The following is a 15,253-nucleotide window of genomic DNA, read 5'->3' on the forward strand; positions in this document are numbered from 1 at the left end:
CTGCTTCATGGCCGGATCGGCACTTTCCGGAAGAATCGATACCACGGGCACGGCGGCCGGGGCGCTGCCGATCGCGCTGTTCGAGGCGACGACCGATTGCGTCCTGGTGCTCGATCGCGACTGGCGGTTCATCTATTTCAACGAGCGATCCCAGGACGAGCTCGATACCCAGGACCTGCTGGGCAAGACCATCTGGACCTCTTTCCCCGACACCGCCGGTTCGACGTTCGAGGAAGTCTATCGCCGGGTCGCGAAGAACCGGGTAAGCGAGACGTTCGAAGCCTATTACCCCGACCCGCTCGACGCCTGGTACGAAGTGCACGCGGTGCCGTTTCACGACATGATCGTGGTGTTCTTCCGCAACACGACCAAGCGCAAGCGCGCCTCGGAGGCGCTGCTGCAGCGTTACAACGAGCTCGACACCGTGCTCAGCTACGCCAGGGTCGGCATCATGCACTATGCCGAAGATCACCGGCTGGTCGTGATCAACGAACAGTTCTGTCGGATTCTCGGCCGCACGCGCGAGGAGCTGGACGGCCTGCCGATGGAGGCCTTCACCCATCCCGACGACATCCCGTGGAGCGCGGCGATCCTGGCAAAGCACCGGGAAACGGAAACGCCTTTCTACATCAAGAAGCGCTATATCCGGCCCGATGGCGAGGTGATCTGGTGTTCGGTCGCGGTGTCCTTCGTCCGTTACTGCGAAGCCGAGGAGCCGGCGACGATCGTGGTCGCGCGCGAGATCACCGAGGAAATGGAGGCGCAGCAGCGCGCGGAAGAGACGCGCACGCTCCTGCAATCGGTGGTGGACAGCGCCGAGGACCTGATCTTCGTCAAGAACACCGAGGGCAGGTTCGTGCTGACGAACGAGCGCATGCGATCGCAATTCGGCGTGATGCCCGGCGAACACGAAGGAGACCGTTTCCCAGAGGAAGCCGGCAGGTTCCGGGCCGAGGACGACGAAGTGATCTCCAGCGGAAAACGGCTGGTGGTGGAAGAGCGGTTCCCAGCGCCGGAAGGCACGCGCACGTTCCAGACGATCAAGGTGCCCTGGCAGCGGGACGGCGAGATCCGCGGGATCATCGCGATATCGCGCGACATATCCGAGCGGGTGAAGAGCGAGGCCGCCCTGCGCGAAAGCGAGGAGCGTTTCCGCCTCGCCGCCCTCGCCACCGAAGACGCCATCTGGGAGTGGGACCTGCGGCGCGGGACGATCGAATGGAGCAGTTCCTCCGCCTCGCTGACCGGCGAGAAACCCGGCAATTCGCTCGACTGGTGGAGCGATCGCATCCATCCCGACGATCGCGAGGACGTGGTGAACGGCATCCTGCGCTTCCTGGAAAGCGGCGACCAGCGCTGGGAACGCCAGTACCGGTTCCGGCGGGCCGACGGGTCGCACGGGATCGTGTTCGACCGGGGATACCTGGTACGCGACGACGACGGCACGCCGACGCGGATGATCGGGGCGATCTGCGACATCACCCCCCGGATCGAGGCGCAGGAACGGATCAATCGCCTGCAGGCGCAGCTGGTCCAGATCTCGCGCGTCAGCGCGATGGAAGCAATGGGATCGACGCTGGCGCACGAGATCAACCAGCCGCTCGCCGCCGCGGGCAATTACCTGCTCGGGCTGGGGCGGATCATGGCCGGGGGCGAGCCGGACCTCGCGGCCGTGCAGTCCGGCATCGACCAGGCGCACGCCGAGGTGACCCGCGCGGGCGAGATCATTCGGCGGCTGCGGCGACTGGTCGAACACGGCAGCGCCGAAACCCGGCCCGTCCGCCTGGCGGAGCCGGTCCGGGAAGCCGCGCGGCTTGCCCTGTCACAGGCGGCCGACGTGGCGCTGACGGTTGCCGTCCCGCCCGATATGGAGGTCCTGGCCGACCCCGTGCAGTTACAGCAGGTCCTGTTCAACCTGATCCGCAACAGCGCCGATGCCATGCGCGGCTGCGCCGAGAAAGCGATCACGATCGAGGCCGAGCGCACGGGCCGCGACGTCTGCCTGCGCGTTTCCGATACCGGCCGCGGCATTGCCCCGGAAATGAGCGATCGGCTGTTCTCGGCCTTCGCTTCGACCAAGGCGGGCGGCCTGGGCGTGGGTCTTTCGATCTGCCGGACGATCGTGGAGGCGCACGGCGGGCGGATCTGGGCCGAACCCGCGCCAGGGCGCGGCGCGGTCTTCGCCTTTACCGTTCCTGCCGCGCCGGCGGACTCTCCTCCCCCTCCAGCGGAGGCAGGTTGACGAGCAGCGCGAGCCGGACGAGGTCGGCGACCGCGGTCGTTCCCACTTTCTCGGTCATGTCGGCGCGGTAGGATTCGACCGTCCGCACGCTCAGCCCCAGCGTTTCGGCGATCTGCCGGTTCGCATAGCCGGCCGCAATGCCTTGCAGGACCTCGCGCTCGCGCACCGTCAGTTCGGCGACCGTGCGTTCCGCCTCGGCCCGGCGCCGTTCGTAGGCCTCGTCCGCGGCCAGCCGCTGCCGGACGTGAGCAAGCGCCTGCAGCAGGGCATCGTCCACGAAAGGTTTTTCCAGGAAGTCCGCGGCGCCCAGCTTCATCGCCTTGACCGCGGTGGGCACGTCGCCGTGGCCCGTCATCACGATAACGGGAAAGCGTTTCGCATCCTCGTGCAGGCGGGCGAGGACTTCCAGCCCGTCCATCCCGGGCATCCTGACATCGAGCAGCACGATCCCCGGCTGGAGGTGGGGCAGTTCGTCGAGGAGGTCCTCGCCGGAGAGAAAGGGGCGGGCGTCGTAGCCGGCCGATACCAGAACGAACCGCAACGACCGGCGCATCCCGGCGTCGTCGTCGACAATATAGGCTCGCTCGGCTCTGCCAGTCACGCCAAACTCACCGTCCTCTCTCTACTATCGGTCTTCGAGAGAATGGGCGGAGTGGTAAAAATGTTCCTAAGACGGTGCGGCGGACAGGCCGCCAATTGACGCGGATTGTTCGGAGCGACATTGCAGCAGTGCTATCGCATCGGACGTGCTCAACGGTCGCGAAAGCAGGAATCCCTGCAATTCTTCGCACCCGAGGCGCCGCAGGAACGTGCGCTGTTCCTCGGTTTCGACCCCCTCGGCGGTAACCGAGACACCCAGCGAACGGCCGAGCCGCGCGATCGCCCGGACAATGGCCCGCGATTCGTCGAAGTTGAGGAAATCCTGCACGAAGGAGCGGTCGATCTTGACCTTGTCGATCGCCAGCCGCTGGAGGTGCGAAAGGCTGGAATAGCCGGTGCCGAAATCGTCGAGCACGATCTTGATGCCGGCATCCCTCAAGGCGCGCAGCCGCTCGACCGCCAGCCGCAGGTCGAGGATCGTGTGCTCGGTCACTTCCAGTTGCAGGCGCGCCGGGTCGAAGCCCGTCCGTTCCAGCACCGCCAGGATGCGCGGCACGCACTGTTCGCTGCCCAGTTCGGCGGGCGAGAGGTTCACCGCCAGCGAGATGTCGGGCGTGGCCCGAAGGCTGGTGCAGGCTTCTTCCAGCACCCATTCGCCCAGCGGGACGATCAGCCCGCTTTCCTCGGCCACGTCGAGGAAGTCGGCCGGCTGGAGATACCCCATCTCGGGATGCTGCCATCGCACCAGCGCCTCGAACGCGACCAGCTGTTCGCCCTGGGTCGCGAACAGCGGCTGATAGGCGAGTTCGAGGCCCGTGCCCGCCGCGAGCGCGGCCCGCAGGTCCACCTCGAGCCTGCGCCGGCGCCGCATCCGCGCATCGAGCGCCGCGTTGAACACCCGGAAACAGGCCCGCCCGTCGCGTTTCGCCTGGTACAGCGCCATGTCCGCGCGCTGGTGCAGCTCGGTCCGGCCGATCACGGGTTCGCTCCATTCGACCAGCCCGATCGAGGCGCTGACGTAGGCCTGCCCCTCGTCCAGCGCGAAAGGCCGTTCGGCGGCGAGGAGGATCCGGCGGCAGACTTCGGCAGGGCTGAAGCCCGGGTCTGCGCCGTGGAGGAGGATGGCGAACTCGTCACCCCCCAGCCGGGCGGCGGTGTCGGAAGCGCGGACGAGCCCGCCGATCCGCTGGGCGAACTGCCGGACCAGCTCGTCGCCGGCCTGGTGGCCGTAAGTGTCGTTCACTTCCTTGAAGCGGTCGAGGTCGATGTAGATCAGCGCACCGGGTTCGGGGCGGCGCGGCGCCCGCAGCAATATCTGGTCGAGCCGTTCGTTCAGCAGGGTGCGGTTGGGCAGGCCGGTCAGCGCGTCGTGAAAGGCGAGGTAGCGGCTGCGCGCTTCCGCCTCGCGATAGGCGGTGACGTCGGTAATCACCGCGACGACGTGGTCCTCGCCGCGGATGCGGACCCGCTGCTTGCGCGTCACGACCGTGCGCGTGCGACCGCGTGCATCGGTTATCCGTTCCTCGATCTCGTCGAGCTCTCCGGTCGCGAAGACGCGGTCGTCCGCGGCATGGAACACCGCGACCTCGGCATCGGGGAAGAGGTCGTAATCGGTGAAGGCCAGAACGACCTCGCGCGAATGGCCGAAGAACCGGCATGCGCTCTCGTTCAGCAGCACGATCCGGTGATCGCGGTTCTTCACGATGACCGGATTGGGAATGACGTCGATGATCCGGTTCAGATCTTCGATCGAATCGGCTTCAAGGCTTTGAAACATTGCAAGTTACCCACCCTCCACGGCCCTCCATAGGGCGCGGGGGTCGGGTGCGGGTTAAGCCCCGTGCCGTAGTACTACGCTTTACATTTGATGGCTGGAGGCGTTCGGGGGCCGAGACATGTTGGCCCCTGCCCCTGCCGCTGCCCCTGCCCGGAACGGTTCTGCCCGTCGCGCGCGCGGCGGGCCATTGCGCGCGCCGGAGCCGGGGGCATGACCGGGCAGGACCCGCACGGGCTGTGCCGTTTCCTGCGGGCGCAGGGCTGCGTCTACGACACCGCGGTGGAACGTCTTCGGCGCGGCACCTGCCACGCAGACTGGACCCACGCGATCTTCCCGCCCCTCGCCGGGCTGAGCCGCGACGAGACGACCGAGCGATTTGCCTTGCGCTCGATCGACGAGGCGGCGGCCTATCTCGAACACGCGGTCCTGGGCGCGCGCTATCGCCGGTGCGTGGGCGAACTTGCCCCGCACCTGGCGAAGCCGCCCTATTGCCTGTTCGGTCCCTGCGACACGATGCGCCTCTGGTCGTCGCTGACGCTATTCGAGGCGGTCGAACCCGCGCCCGCGTTCACCGCCGTGCTGGATGCGTGGTTCGCGGGGCGGCGGGAGGAACGGACGCTGGAACGCCTGGGCCGGACGGCACCACACGGCGGCCCGGGGAACCGAAGCGGCCCCGGCCGGCATCGTTGACGATCTCGCGCGGGCGCCGCCGCAGCAGGTGGTCTTCGCGCACGCCGCCGGTGCGGTCGCCTTCGCACAGGCCCGTTTCGCCCTGCGGGTCGTCGTCGATCTCGAATTTCATCCGGCCTCTCCTTCGGATGAAGAACGCCGGAAACGGGCGAAGGGTGCGCCGGTGCGCGCCGGGCCGGGAGGAATTCGCGCCGAGCGGTGCGCGCCCGGCTAGCGCCCGCGGCCGATGATGTCGTCCATCATCTCGCGCAGCTTCGGGTCCCACTCGGCGCGCAGCTCCCTGACCTTGGCGAGGAGCGGCTCGTTGTCCCAGGCAGGCATATCCTCGCGATAGAGTTCGGCGACCTCGCGCATCGAGCTGCGATCCATCTCCTCGAACGCGTCGCGCATGGCGATCGCCGCCTGGCGGTCGGCGCCCAGCGCCTCGTAGGCCGAACGGCCCATGCGCAGCGCGGCGTCGTAAGTCTCGCGGATCACGTCGCGGCAGCCCATGGCCCAGAGGTGATAGACGTGGTCGCGATCGATCGCCCGCGCGATCACGTGCAGCTGCGGGAAGTTGCGGATGGCATAGCGCACGAGCTTGTCGATCTGCTCGCGCTCGTCGAGCGCGACGATCAGCAGCCGCGCCCGTGCAATCCCGGCCGAGGCGAGCAGGTCGGGCCGGGTGGCGTCGCCGAAATAGCTTTTGACCCCGAATTTCTTCAGGTGTTCGAGGTGAGTCGAATCGTAATCGATCACCGTCGCCCGGTAACCGGCGGCATCGAGCATCCGGTCCACGATCCCGCCGACGCGGCCGCGCCCGGCGATGATGATGCGGTTGTCCTCGTCGATCGTGTCCGCCTCGCGCTGTTCGCCCCGGCAATAGGCGGCGGCGATCAGCTTGTCGTAGACGATGAACAGCAGCGGCGTCGCCAGCATGGTCAGCGCCACGATCAGCAGCAGCATGTCCGCCGTCTCGCCGTCGAGCACGAAGTTCGCGACCGCGAAGCTGATCAGGACGAAGGCGAATTCACCGGCCTGGGCGAGGCTGAGCGAGAAGAGCCAGGCCGACTGGCGGCGCAGCCCGGCGATGCGGGCGATGATGGCGAGGATCGCGGCCTTGATCGCGATGATGGCCAGGGCCCAGCCCAGGACGGTGGCCCAGTTCGCGATCGCCAGCGCGAAATCGACTCCCGCCCCCACGGTGATGAAGAACAGGCCGAGCAGGAGGCCCTTGAACGGCTCTATGTCGCTTTCCAGCTCGTGGCGGTATTCGCTGTTCGCCAGCACGACGCCGGCGAGGAAAGTGCCCAGCGCGGGCGACAGGCCCACCAGCGTCATCAGCAGGGCGATCCCGATCACGAAGACGAGCGCGGCCGCGGTGAACAGTTCGCGCAGCTGGGCGGCGGCGATGAAGCGGAAGACCGGGCGAGTGAGGTAGGCCCCGATCAGCACCACGGCCCCGATCGCGGCCAGGGTGACCAGCCCCGAAAGCCACACCGGCATCCCCTCGGTCAGGTCGATGCCCGCGTGGGCGTGGGCCGCCTCGCCCGCGGCGGCGCCGGCCGTCGCGGCGATTTCCGGCAGCGCGAGGAACGGCAGGAGCGCGAGGATCGGGATCACGGCCACGTCCTGGAACAGGAGGACCGAGAAACTCGATTCGCCCCCCTCGCTCTTCAGCAGGCCCTTTTCCGTCAGGGTCTGGACGATGATGGCGGTGGAGGAGAGCGCGAGGATCATGCCGATGGCCAGCGCCGTGCGCCATTCCTCGCCCGCCAGGTAGACCGCGCCGGCGAGAACCAGCGTCGTCGCCACGACCTGCCCCCCGCCCAGGCCCAGCAGCTGGCGCCGCATGTCCCACAGCTTGCGCGGTTCCAGCTCCAGCCCGACGATGAACAGCATCATGACAACGCCGAACTCGGCGAAGACCTGCAGCCCCTCCACGTCCACGCGCAGGGCCGAGAGCAACGGCGAGAGCGCCATGCCGGCGAGGAGGTAGCCGAGGACCGAGCCGAGCCCGAACCGGGTCGCCAGCGGCACCGCCGCGACCCCGGCGACCATGATGATGAAGGCGAGAACAAGGAAATCGGTCATCTCGCCCTCCTTCCGGCGATCGCGCTAGATATGCAGCGGGCGGCCGTAGGCGCCAAGCACGCTCTCGTGCATCATCTCCGACAGCGTGGGGTGCGGGAAGACCGTCTGCATCAGTTCGGCTTCGGTCGTCTCCAGCGTCTTGCCGATCGTGTAGCCCTGGATCAGCTCGGTCACTTCGGCGCCGATCATGTGCGCGCCCAGCAGTTCGCCGGTCGCGGCATCGAACACGGTCTTGATGAAGCCCTCGGCCTCGCCCAGCGCGATCGCCTTGCCGTTGCCGATGAACGGGAAAGTGCCGACCTTCACCTCGCGCCCGGCCTCGCGCGCGGCGGCCTCGGTCATGCCGACGCTGGCGATCTGCGGGTGGCAGTAGGTGCAGCCGGGGATGTTGTTGCGGTCGAGCGGGTGCGGGTGGACGTCCTTGTTGCCCAGTTCCTGCGCGATCGCCTCGGCCGCGGCGACGCCTTCGTGGCTGGCCTTGTGCGCCAGCCAGGGGCCGGGGGTGCAGTCGCCGATCGCCCACAGCCCTTTCGACTTCGTGCGGCCGAACGGATCGATCCGGATGAACCCGCGGTCCATCTCCACCAGCTTGTCCAGCCCGATGTTCTCGGTGTTGGGAACGATGCCGATGGCGACGATGCAATGGGTGAACTCGGTTTCGGAAACCGTGCCGTCCTTCGCCTTGATCTTCGCCTTCACGCCCTTGGCAGAGGCCTTGATGTCTTCCACCCCGGCCCCGGTCATGATCGTCATGCCCTGCTTGGCCAGCGACTTCTCGAGGAAGGCGGAAACGTCCTTGTCCTCGACCGGCACGATCCGGTCGAGCATTTCGACCACGGTCACGTCGGCGCCCATGTCGTTGTAGAAGCTGGCGAACTCGATCCCGATCGCGCCGCTGCCGATCACCAGCAGCTTCTTCGGCATTTCGGGCGGCGTCATCGCGTGGCGATAGGTCCAGATGCGCTTGCCGTCGGCCTTGGCGAAAGGCAGGTCGCGCGCCCGCGCGCCGGTCGCGACGATGACATGCCTGGCGGTGAGCTTCTCCTCGCCCTTCTCCCCCTTCACGGTCAGGCTGGTCGGGCCGGTCAGCGTGCCCTCGCCCATGTGAACGGCGATCTTGTTCTTCTTCATCAGGTGGGTGACGCCCTGGTTCAGCTGCTTGGCAACCCCGCGGCTGCGCTTCACCACCGCTTCCAGGTCGGCCTCGATTTCCTTCGCCTTCAGCCCGTAGTCGCCGGCGCTCTGCATGTAGTGGAAGATCTCGGCCGAACGCAGCAGGGCCTTGGTCGGGATGCAGCCCCAGTTGAGGCAGATGCCGCCCAGCAGCTCGCGTTCCACGATCGCGGTCTTCAGGCCCAGCTGGGCCGCCCGGATCGCCGCGACATAGCCGCCGGGGCCGGAGCCGAGAACGATGACGTCGTACTTGTTGTCAGCCATGGGTCGAAATGCCTCGCAGAAAATTGTGGCGCGTCCGGTCCCTTGCCGCGGCGATGGCCGTGTAGGAAAGCATGAAATCGGGCGCCGTTGGACTACCTCGGGTGAAAACTTTTCGATGGTGCGGCGGCCGCGCGCGGGCGGTCGTTCTCGTCGAGCAGGACGAACTTGAACCGGCCCTGCGCCACCTTCACCTGCGATTCGCCGTTGCGTTCGCGCGCGATCGCCTCCGCCGCGATCGTCAGCGACGTCGTGCCGGTGGCGGCGATCTCGCAATAGACCGACAGCTCGTCGCCGACCGCCATTGCCCCGGGAAAGGCGAAATCGCTCGCCGAAACGACCACCGCCTTGCCGCGCCCGGTGCGACTGGCCAGCGATCCGGCGGCCAGCGCCATCTGGCTCATCAACCAGCCCCCGAACACGCCGCCATAGGGATTGGTATCGGCCGGCATGGCCGTGACCCGGATCGTCGGCTCGCGCGTTTCCGCCATCGCCCTACCCCGCCACCAGCTGGAGGTTCACCGCCATGACCCATCCGTGGCGGCAGGGCCCGTCGTAGGGCCGCGATTCTGCGACCGGGCTGCTGACCCGGCAATCGCCGAGCTCCTGGAATTCGCCCGAAGGATAGACGATCCCCTGCCATTCCCCTTCCGCGTCGCATAGCCACACGAGCGCGCGGTGCGGCAGGGTATCGCTTTCCAGCGCGCCGGCCTCGGGCCTCTCGCGCACCGGCTCCTCTCCATCGTAAGTAGCGACGCGGGCAATTCCGCCGCAAGCGTCGAAAGCGGGGCCCTCGAGCCCGATCATCGGCACGCGAACGTTGCTGACCGGGGCGGCGTCCGGCGCGGGAGGGCCGACCGTCTGAAGCGCAAGAGCTATGGCAGGCAGCAGGCCCACGTCAGACCAGCAATCCCATCGGGTTTTCCACCAGCTGGCGGAACGCGTCCATCAGCTGGGCCCCGTCCACCCCGTCGATCGCGCGGTGATCGAAGCTGCCGGTGGCCGTCATCATCGTGGCCACGCCCAGGGCGCCGTCGATCACATGGGGGCGCTTCTCGCCCGCGCCGACGGCCAGGATCATCGCCTGCGGCGGGTTGATCACGGCGTCGAACTGCTTGGTGCCGAACATGCCGAGGTTCGACAGCGAAGCGGTGCCGCCCTGATATTCGTGCGGCTGCAGCTTGCCCTCGCGCGCCTTGCCGGCCAGTTCCTTCATCTCGGTCGAGATCTGGGCCAGGCCCTTGCGCCCGGCATCGGTGACGATCGGCGTGATCAGCCCGCTCGGCGCGGCGACGGCGACCGAGATGTCCTGCCGCTGGTACTGGTGCAGCGCGTCGCCCTGGAAGCTGACATTGCACTGCGGCACCCGCTGCAGGGCGCGGGCAAGCGCCTTGATCAGCAGGTCGTTGACCGACAGCTTGACCCCATCCGCCTCGAGGCTGGCGTTGAGTTCGCCGCGCAGCTTGAGCAGCGCGTCGAGCCGCACGTCCACCGTCAGGTAGATATGCGGGATCGACTGCTTCGCCTCGGTCAGGCGGCGGGCGATGACCTTGCGAACGTTGTTGAGCTTCACTTCCTCGTAAGGCGCGCCGAACTCGCCCTGCTGCTGCGGGGCGGCGGGGGCGGGGGCCTCGCGCGCGGCCGAAGGCGCCGCGGCGGCCGGGGCCGCGCTTTCGGCCTGTTCGACGTCGGCCTTGACGATCCGGCCATTGGGCCCGCTGCCGGTGACGGAGGACAGGTCGATCCCCTTCTGCTCGGCAATGCGGCGCGCCAGCGGTGACGCGATCACCCGCTCGCCATCGGCGCGGGGCACCGGCGGGGCCTTGGCCGGATCGCGCCGGGCGGACGTGGCAGCGCCATTGCCGCCATTGCCGCTGGCCGGCGCCTCGTCGCCGCCTGCGCCGGCGGGCGAATCGGCCGGCGCGGCATCCTTGCTTTCGCTTTCGTTCGCGCTTTCGTTCGTGTCTTCGCTCGCGGCATCGCTGCCGGCGGCGGCCTTGGTTTCTTCCGGGTCCTCGTCCTCGCCGGCGAGCGTGGCGATCACGGTGCCGACTTTCACGCCTTCGGTGCCCTCGGGCACGTCGATGGCGACGATCGTGCCTTCGTCGACGGCCTCGAACTCCATCGTCGCCTTGTCGGTTTCAATCTCGGCCATGATGTCGCCGGCACTGACCTGATCGCCTTCCTTCACGAGCCACTTGGCGAGAGTGCCTTCTTCCATCGTCGGCGAAAGGGCGGGCATCTTGATCGGGGTGGGCATGGTTTACGTCGGGTCCTCGCGAGTTTGCGCGGCCCGCTGTGGCCAATTTGGCGCGCGCGGGCAAGGTCCTTGCGCGGAATACGATTTCATCGGATACCCGGGCGCGGAGGATACGGGATGCGGGTCTACCTCGTGATCATGGACGAGACCGAAGAAGCGCGCAAAGCGCTGCGCTTCGCCGCGCGCCGCGCGCAGGCGACCGGGGGCGCGGTCCATATCCTCGCGCTCGTCCAGCCGCAGAGCTTCAACGCCTTCGGCGGCGTCCAGGCGACGATCGAGCAGGAGGCGCGCGACCGGGCCGAAGTCATGGCCAGCAGCGCCGCGGGCAACCTCTATTCCGAAAGCGGGCGAATGCCCACGATCGCGGTGCGCGTGGGCGAAGGGCAGGCGGTGATCAAGGAATACCTGGCCGAACACCCCGAGGTCGCCGCCCTCGTCCTGGGGTCGGCGCCGGAAGGCGGGCCGGGACCGCTGGTGACCCATTTCTCGGCTCACTCCGGCTCCCTGCCCTGCCCGCTGTTCGTGATTCCCGGCGGCTTGCCGGTCGAGGCGATCGACCAGCTCAGCTAGCCTTCGCCGGCACGTGCCGCAGGTTCTTCCACCCGCGCCATTCCACCACCGCGAAGATCTCGACCGCGACGGCCTGGGCCAGGATCACCGCGTGGCCGGCGGCGGTAAGCGCGCCGAAATGCGTCAGCCAGACCGCCAGGCTCGCCAGGACCCAGCCGGCATTGCCCAGCGCGACGAGCCCCAGCAGCGGCGCGACGGGGCGGATCGCGAGGAGAGCCAGCATCGCGGCCACCGGCAGGCAGATCCACCCGGCGATCGCGACCAGGCCGGCCGGCAGGCCGAGGATGGCGGCAACGGCGCCGGTCAGCCCGACGCACAGCGCGAAGAACAGCGCGCAGCTGGCGGCATCGAGGACGAGGGCGGTTCGCAGGGATATTTTCGGCATGGTCTTTCTCCGTTGAAGTGACGAAGACCAGCCTCGCAGCGCGGCTGCGGCGGGTCGATTACCCCGCAGGTAATGGCTTTCCCGGCCCCGGCGGCTAGGATCGCAACCATGGAACAGGCAACCCTCCCCCACCCCGATGCCGCGGGCGAGGCGGCGCGCCCCGGCGTGATCCTGAAGGAATGGCGCGCGCGGCGGAAAGTCAGCCAGCTCGACCTCGCGCTCGCGAGCGAGATCTCGCAGCGCCACCTGAGCTTCATCGAAACCGGCCGCAGCGCGCCCAGCCCGGCGGTGGTGGACCGCCTCGCCCGCGAACTCGCGATGCCGATGCGGGCGCACAATGTCCTGCGGATGGCGGCCGGGTTCGCGCCCGCCCATCGCGAGCGTCCGCTGGACGACCCGCAGCTCGCCGGGGCGCGCGAGATCGTCGAGCGCCTGCTCGCCGGGCACGAGCCCTATCCGGCGCTGGCGGTGGACCGGGCGTGGAACCTCGTCGCGGCCAATGCCGCGCTCGCCCCGCTGCTGTCCGGCGTGGAGAGCGAGCTGCTGGCGCCGCCGGTCAACGTCCTGCGCCTGGCGCTTCACCCCGGCGGGATCGCGCCGCGCATTGCCAATTTCGCCGAGTGGCGGGCCCATCTCCTCGCACGCCTTTCGGCGCAGGTCGACGCGAGCGGCGACCCGGCGCTGGCCGCGCTGGAGCGGGAACTGCGGGCACTGCCGCTGCCGCGCACGGCCGGCCCCGCGCCGGCAGGCAGCGGCCAGGCGATCGCCGTACCGCTCGTGCTCGACCTGCAGCAGGGCCGCCTGTCGCTGATATCGACCACGACCGTCTTCGGCAGCCCGGTGGACATCACCCTGTCGGAACTGGCGATCGAGGCCTTCTTCCCTTCGGACGAGGCCTCGCGCGCGATCCTGGCCGATCTCGCGCAAGGGGCGGCTACCGCTTAGGCTTGCCGCGCCCCTGGTGGCGGATATTGGCGGGCCGTCCGCGCCGGCCCTGCCGCGCGTGGCTCCTGCGGCGCGGGGCGGGCCGTTCGCCGCGCGGTTCGATCTGCCCTTCGCCATCGGGCAGCTCGAACTTCAGCGCCCCGGTCAGCGGGTTGGCCTCGCCCAGGCGCAGGCGGATGCGGTCGCCCGGGGCGTATCGCGTCCCGCTGTCCGACCCGACGAGCGTCTGCGCGGCCTCGTCGTAACCGAAATGCTCTGCCCCCAGGGTGGAAACCGGCACCAGCCCGTCGCCGCCCAGCCCCTCGATCGTGGCGAAAAAGCCGAACGGCTGCACGCCGGTGATGCGGGTATCGAACGTCTCGCCCACCCGGCCGGAAAGCCAGGCCGCGACATAGCGGTCGATCGTGTCGCGTTCGGCCTCCATCGCGCGCCGCTCGGCCTGGCTGATCGCGTCGGACACTTTGCCCAGGTCCGCCCGGTCGCGGTCGGAAAGGCCGCTGGTCGGCGGCAGGTCGCCCGCCGGGCGCGGCTGTTCGAGCGCGAAGGCATCGACCAGCGCACGATGGACGAGCAGGTCGGCATAGCGCCGGATGGGCGAGGTGAAATGCGCGTAGGAGCCGAGCGCCAGCCCGAAGTGGCCGGCGTTCTGCGGCCCGTAGTAAGCCTGGGTCTGCGTGCGCAGGACGGCTTCCATCACTTGCGCCTTCTCGCTCTCGTCGCTGACGTCCTTGAGCATCCGGTTGAACAGCCCCGGCGTGATGACCTGGCCCAGCGCCATCGAGCGGCCGAAAGTGGCGAGGTATTCCTTCAGCGCGACCAGCTTCTCGCGGCTCGGCGGTTCGTGCACGCGATAGACGACCGGCGCGGTCTTGCTTTCCAGCGCCTTGGCCGCGGCGACGTTGGCGGCAATCATGAAGTCTTCCACCACCCGGTGCGCGTCCAGCCGCTCGCGCACGGCGATTTCGGAGATCCGCCCTTCCTCGTCCAGCCGCACCTGCCGCTCGGGCAGTTCCAGCTCCAGCGGGTCGCGGTCGTTGCGGGCCCGGAACAGCAGTTTCCAGGCGTCCCACAAGTGGCGCAAGTGCGCGGGCGCATCGCCGTCGTCGATCGCGGCCTGCGCGTCTTCGTAGGCGATATTGTGCGCGATCCGCACGATCGCCCGGGTGAAGCGCCAACTGGTCACCTTGCCTTCGGGCGAGATGCGAAGGTGGCAGGCCATGGCCGCGCGATCCTCGTCCTGCCGCAGCGAGCAGACGTCGGCGCTCAGCACCTCGGGCAGCATGGGCACGACGCGGTCGGGGAAATAGACCGAGTTGCCGCGCTTGCGCGCCTCGCGGTCCAGCTCGCCGCCGGGGCGGACGTAGAAACTGACATCGGCGATCGCCACGAGCGCGCGATAGCCCCCTTCCCCGTCGGGCTCGGCCCAGATCGCGTCGTCGTGGTCGCGCGCGTCGGCCGGGTCGATCGCGACGATCGGCAGGGCGCGCAAGTCCTCGCGCCTGTCTTCGCTCAGCGGGAGGCGCGCAGCGCGCCGCGCTTCCTCGATCGCGGCCTCGGGGAAGACGTGCGGAATGCCGTGCTTGGCGATCGCGATGAGCGAGAAGCTCCGGGGCGCGAGCGGGTCGCCCAGTACCTCGACCACCCGCACGCCCGAGCGCGGGCTGCGCCCGGCCGGCTCGGCCAGGACGAGCTGCCCTTCCTCCGCCCCGCTGAGATCGGAAATGGGCGAGGCGTTGCGCACGCGCTTGTCGACCGGCGCCAGCCAGCCCTTCCCGCTGCGGTCGATCTCGACCACGCCCATCAGGCCCTCGGTCCGTGCGGGCAGCTTCTTCATCACGTGGGCTTTCCAGCCCCGGCCGGCCTCCTCGGTCCGGGCGAGGACCCTGTCGCCCACCTTCAGCGCGGCGTGGCGCGCCTTGCCCTTCTTCGCTTCGACGATCCGCACGCGCGGGGGCGGGGTCGCGTCGTCGGGCTGCCAGCTGTCGGGGATCGCGAACGGTTCGCCGTCCTCGATCTCCATCACCCGCAGCACGGTGACCCGCGGGACGCCGCCCATCCGGTGATAGGCGGTCTTCTTGCCGTCGATCAGGCCTTCCTCGGCCATGTCCTTCAGGCGCTTCTTCAGCGCGATCTTTTCCTGCCCCTTGAGGCCGAAGGCTTTCGCGATCTCGCGCTTGCCCACGACCTGGTCGGACGTCTGGATGAATTCGAGGATCTGTTCGGGCGTGGGCAGCCCGGCAGTCCGTCGTTGTGTCTTTCGTTGCATCGGCCCCATAT

Annotated in this window: 13 protein-coding genes; 4 read left to right on the plus strand and 9 right to left on the minus strand. The window is 68.7% G+C overall.

The genetic code is table 11. From position 1 onward, the window contains the following. The first annotated feature begins 7 nt into the window (after window positions 1-7). A complete protein-coding gene (locus tag GRI72_RS05130; RefSeq protein ID WP_160732861.1) occupies window positions 8-2,242 on the plus strand; it encodes a PAS domain S-box protein in 2,235 nt (744 codons plus the stop codon). On the opposite strand, the gene GRI72_RS14900 is transcribed toward GRI72_RS05130, so the two are convergent. Both GRI72_RS14900 and GRI72_RS05140 read right to left on the minus strand, forming a co-directional pair. After that, window positions 2,187-2,843 carry a response regulator transcription factor gene (locus GRI72_RS14900; protein WP_337191137.1) on the minus strand — a complete coding sequence of 219 codons (657 nt, stop codon included), beginning with the start codon at window positions 2,841-2,843 and terminating at the stop codon, window positions 2,187-2,189. The two genes, GRI72_RS05130 and GRI72_RS14900, sit on opposite strands and share 56 nt — an antisense overlap. Before the next feature lie 66 nt (window positions 2,844-2,909). Continuing rightward, a complete protein-coding gene (locus GRI72_RS05140; protein WP_160732862.1) occupies window positions 2,910-4,619 on the minus strand; it encodes a putative bifunctional diguanylate cyclase/phosphodiesterase in 1,710 nt (569 codons plus the stop codon). A 210-nt stretch (window positions 4,620-4,829) separates the two neighbouring features. Between GRI72_RS05140 and GRI72_RS05145 the strand changes: the two genes are divergently transcribed. Next, complete coding sequence (locus GRI72_RS05145) at window positions 4,830-5,309, plus strand: DUF1810 domain-containing protein (RefSeq protein WP_160732863.1); 480 nt, start codon at window positions 4,830-4,832, stop codon at window positions 5,307-5,309. A 210-nt stretch (window positions 5,310-5,519) separates the two neighbouring features. Here the strand turns inward: GRI72_RS05145 and GRI72_RS05150 are convergent, their stop codons facing one another. The 5 genes from GRI72_RS05150 to GRI72_RS05170 form a co-directional block, all read right to left on the minus strand. After that, window positions 5,520-7,382: a cation:proton antiporter domain-containing protein gene (locus GRI72_RS05150; protein ID WP_160732864.1), complete on the minus strand. Its 1,863-nt coding sequence runs from the start codon at window positions 7,380-7,382 to the stop codon at window positions 5,520-5,522. Window positions 7,383-7,406: 24 nt separating this feature from the next. Further along, the gene (gene lpdA, locus GRI72_RS05155) at window positions 7,407-8,819 is read right to left on the minus strand and encodes a dihydrolipoyl dehydrogenase (RefSeq protein WP_160732865.1); all 1,413 of its coding nucleotides are present in this window, start codon (window positions 8,817-8,819) and stop codon (window positions 7,407-7,409) included. Between the two features lie 92 nt (window positions 8,820-8,911). Next, a complete protein-coding gene (locus GRI72_RS05160; RefSeq protein ID WP_237486801.1) occupies window positions 8,912-9,307 on the minus strand; it encodes an acyl-CoA thioesterase in 396 nt (131 codons plus the stop codon). Between the two features lie 4 nt (window positions 9,308-9,311). Continuing rightward, on the minus strand, window positions 9,312-9,623 hold the full coding sequence (locus GRI72_RS05165) for a hypothetical protein (RefSeq protein ID WP_160732866.1): 312 nt from the start codon (window positions 9,621-9,623) through the stop codon (window positions 9,312-9,314). 91 nt (window positions 9,624-9,714) lie between these two features. Then, the gene (locus tag GRI72_RS05170) at window positions 9,715-11,076 is read right to left on the minus strand and encodes a pyruvate dehydrogenase complex dihydrolipoamide acetyltransferase (RefSeq protein ID WP_160732867.1); all 1,362 of its coding nucleotides are present in this window, start codon (window positions 11,074-11,076) and stop codon (window positions 9,715-9,717) included. 117 nt (window positions 11,077-11,193) lie between these two features. Between GRI72_RS05170 and GRI72_RS05175 the strand changes: the two genes are divergently transcribed. Further along, complete coding sequence (locus tag GRI72_RS05175; RefSeq protein ID WP_160732868.1) at window positions 11,194-11,646, plus strand: universal stress protein; 453 nt, start codon at window positions 11,194-11,196, stop codon at window positions 11,644-11,646. Here GRI72_RS05175 and GRI72_RS05180 read toward each other — a convergent pair. Then, the gene (locus GRI72_RS05180) at window positions 11,639-12,031 is read right to left on the minus strand and encodes a hypothetical protein (RefSeq protein ID WP_160732869.1); all 393 of its coding nucleotides are present in this window, start codon (window positions 12,029-12,031) and stop codon (window positions 11,639-11,641) included. The two genes, GRI72_RS05175 and GRI72_RS05180, sit on opposite strands and share 8 nt — an antisense overlap. A gap of 108 nt (window positions 12,032-12,139) precedes the next feature. On the opposite strand from GRI72_RS05180, the gene GRI72_RS05185 reads away from it, so the two are divergent. Continuing rightward, window positions 12,140-12,976: a helix-turn-helix domain-containing protein gene (locus GRI72_RS05185; RefSeq protein ID WP_160732870.1), complete on the plus strand. Its 837-nt coding sequence runs from the start codon at window positions 12,140-12,142 to the stop codon at window positions 12,974-12,976. Here the strand turns inward: GRI72_RS05185 and rnr are convergent. Continuing rightward, window positions 12,966-15,242 (minus strand): ribonuclease R, encoded by a 2,277-nt coding sequence (gene rnr, locus GRI72_RS05190; protein WP_237486803.1) that lies wholly within the window; start codon window positions 15,240-15,242, stop codon window positions 12,966-12,968. The two genes, GRI72_RS05185 and rnr, sit on opposite strands and share 11 nt — an antisense overlap. Between the last annotated feature and the right edge of the window lie 11 nt (window positions 15,243-15,253).

This window comes from Pelagerythrobacter marinus, assembly GCF_009827515.1.
Lineage (GTDB): Bacteria > Pseudomonadota > Alphaproteobacteria > Sphingomonadales > Sphingomonadaceae > Pelagerythrobacter > Pelagerythrobacter marinus.

What these genes read in the sequence shown, in the direction of transcription:
- GRI72_RS05180 (WP_160732869.1), bottom strand. Translation starts at nt 12,031, where the DNA reads ATGCCGAAAATATCCCTGCGAACCGCCCTCGTCCTCGATGCCGCCAGC.
- GRI72_RS05165 (WP_160732866.1), bottom strand. Translation starts at nt 9,623, where the DNA reads ATGATCGGGCTCGAGGGCCCCGCTTTCGACGCTTGCGGCGGAATTGCC.
- GRI72_RS05185 (WP_160732870.1), top strand. Translation starts at nt 12,140, where the DNA reads ATGGAACAGGCAACCCTCCCCCACCCCGATGCCGCGGGCGAGGCGGCG.
- GRI72_RS05160 (WP_237486801.1), bottom strand. Translation starts at nt 9,307, where the DNA reads ATGGCGGAAACGCGCGAGCCGACGATCCGGGTCACGGCCATGCCGGCC.
- GRI72_RS05150 (WP_160732864.1), bottom strand. Translation starts at nt 7,382, where the DNA reads ATGACCGATTTCCTTGTTCTCGCCTTCATCATCATGGTCGCCGGGGTC.
- GRI72_RS05130 (WP_160732861.1), top strand. Translation starts at nt 8, where the DNA reads ATGGCCGGATCGGCACTTTCCGGAAGAATCGATACCACGGGCACGGCG.
- rnr (WP_237486803.1), bottom strand. Translation starts at nt 15,242, where the DNA reads ATGCAACGAAAGACACAACGACGGACTGCCGGGCTGCCCACGCCCGAA.
- lpdA (WP_160732865.1), bottom strand. Translation starts at nt 8,819, where the DNA reads ATGGCTGACAACAAGTACGACGTCATCGTTCTCGGCTCCGGCCCCGGC.
- GRI72_RS05140 (WP_160732862.1), bottom strand. Translation starts at nt 4,619, where the DNA reads ATGTTTCAAAGCCTTGAAGCCGATTCGATCGAAGATCTGAACCGGATC.
- GRI72_RS05170 (WP_160732867.1), bottom strand. Translation starts at nt 11,076, where the DNA reads ATGCCCACCCCGATCAAGATGCCCGCCCTTTCGCCGACGATGGAAGAA.
- GRI72_RS05145 (WP_160732863.1), top strand. Translation starts at nt 4,830, where the DNA reads ATGACCGGGCAGGACCCGCACGGGCTGTGCCGTTTCCTGCGGGCGCAG.
- GRI72_RS05175 (WP_160732868.1), top strand. Translation starts at nt 11,194, where the DNA reads ATGCGGGTCTACCTCGTGATCATGGACGAGACCGAAGAAGCGCGCAAA.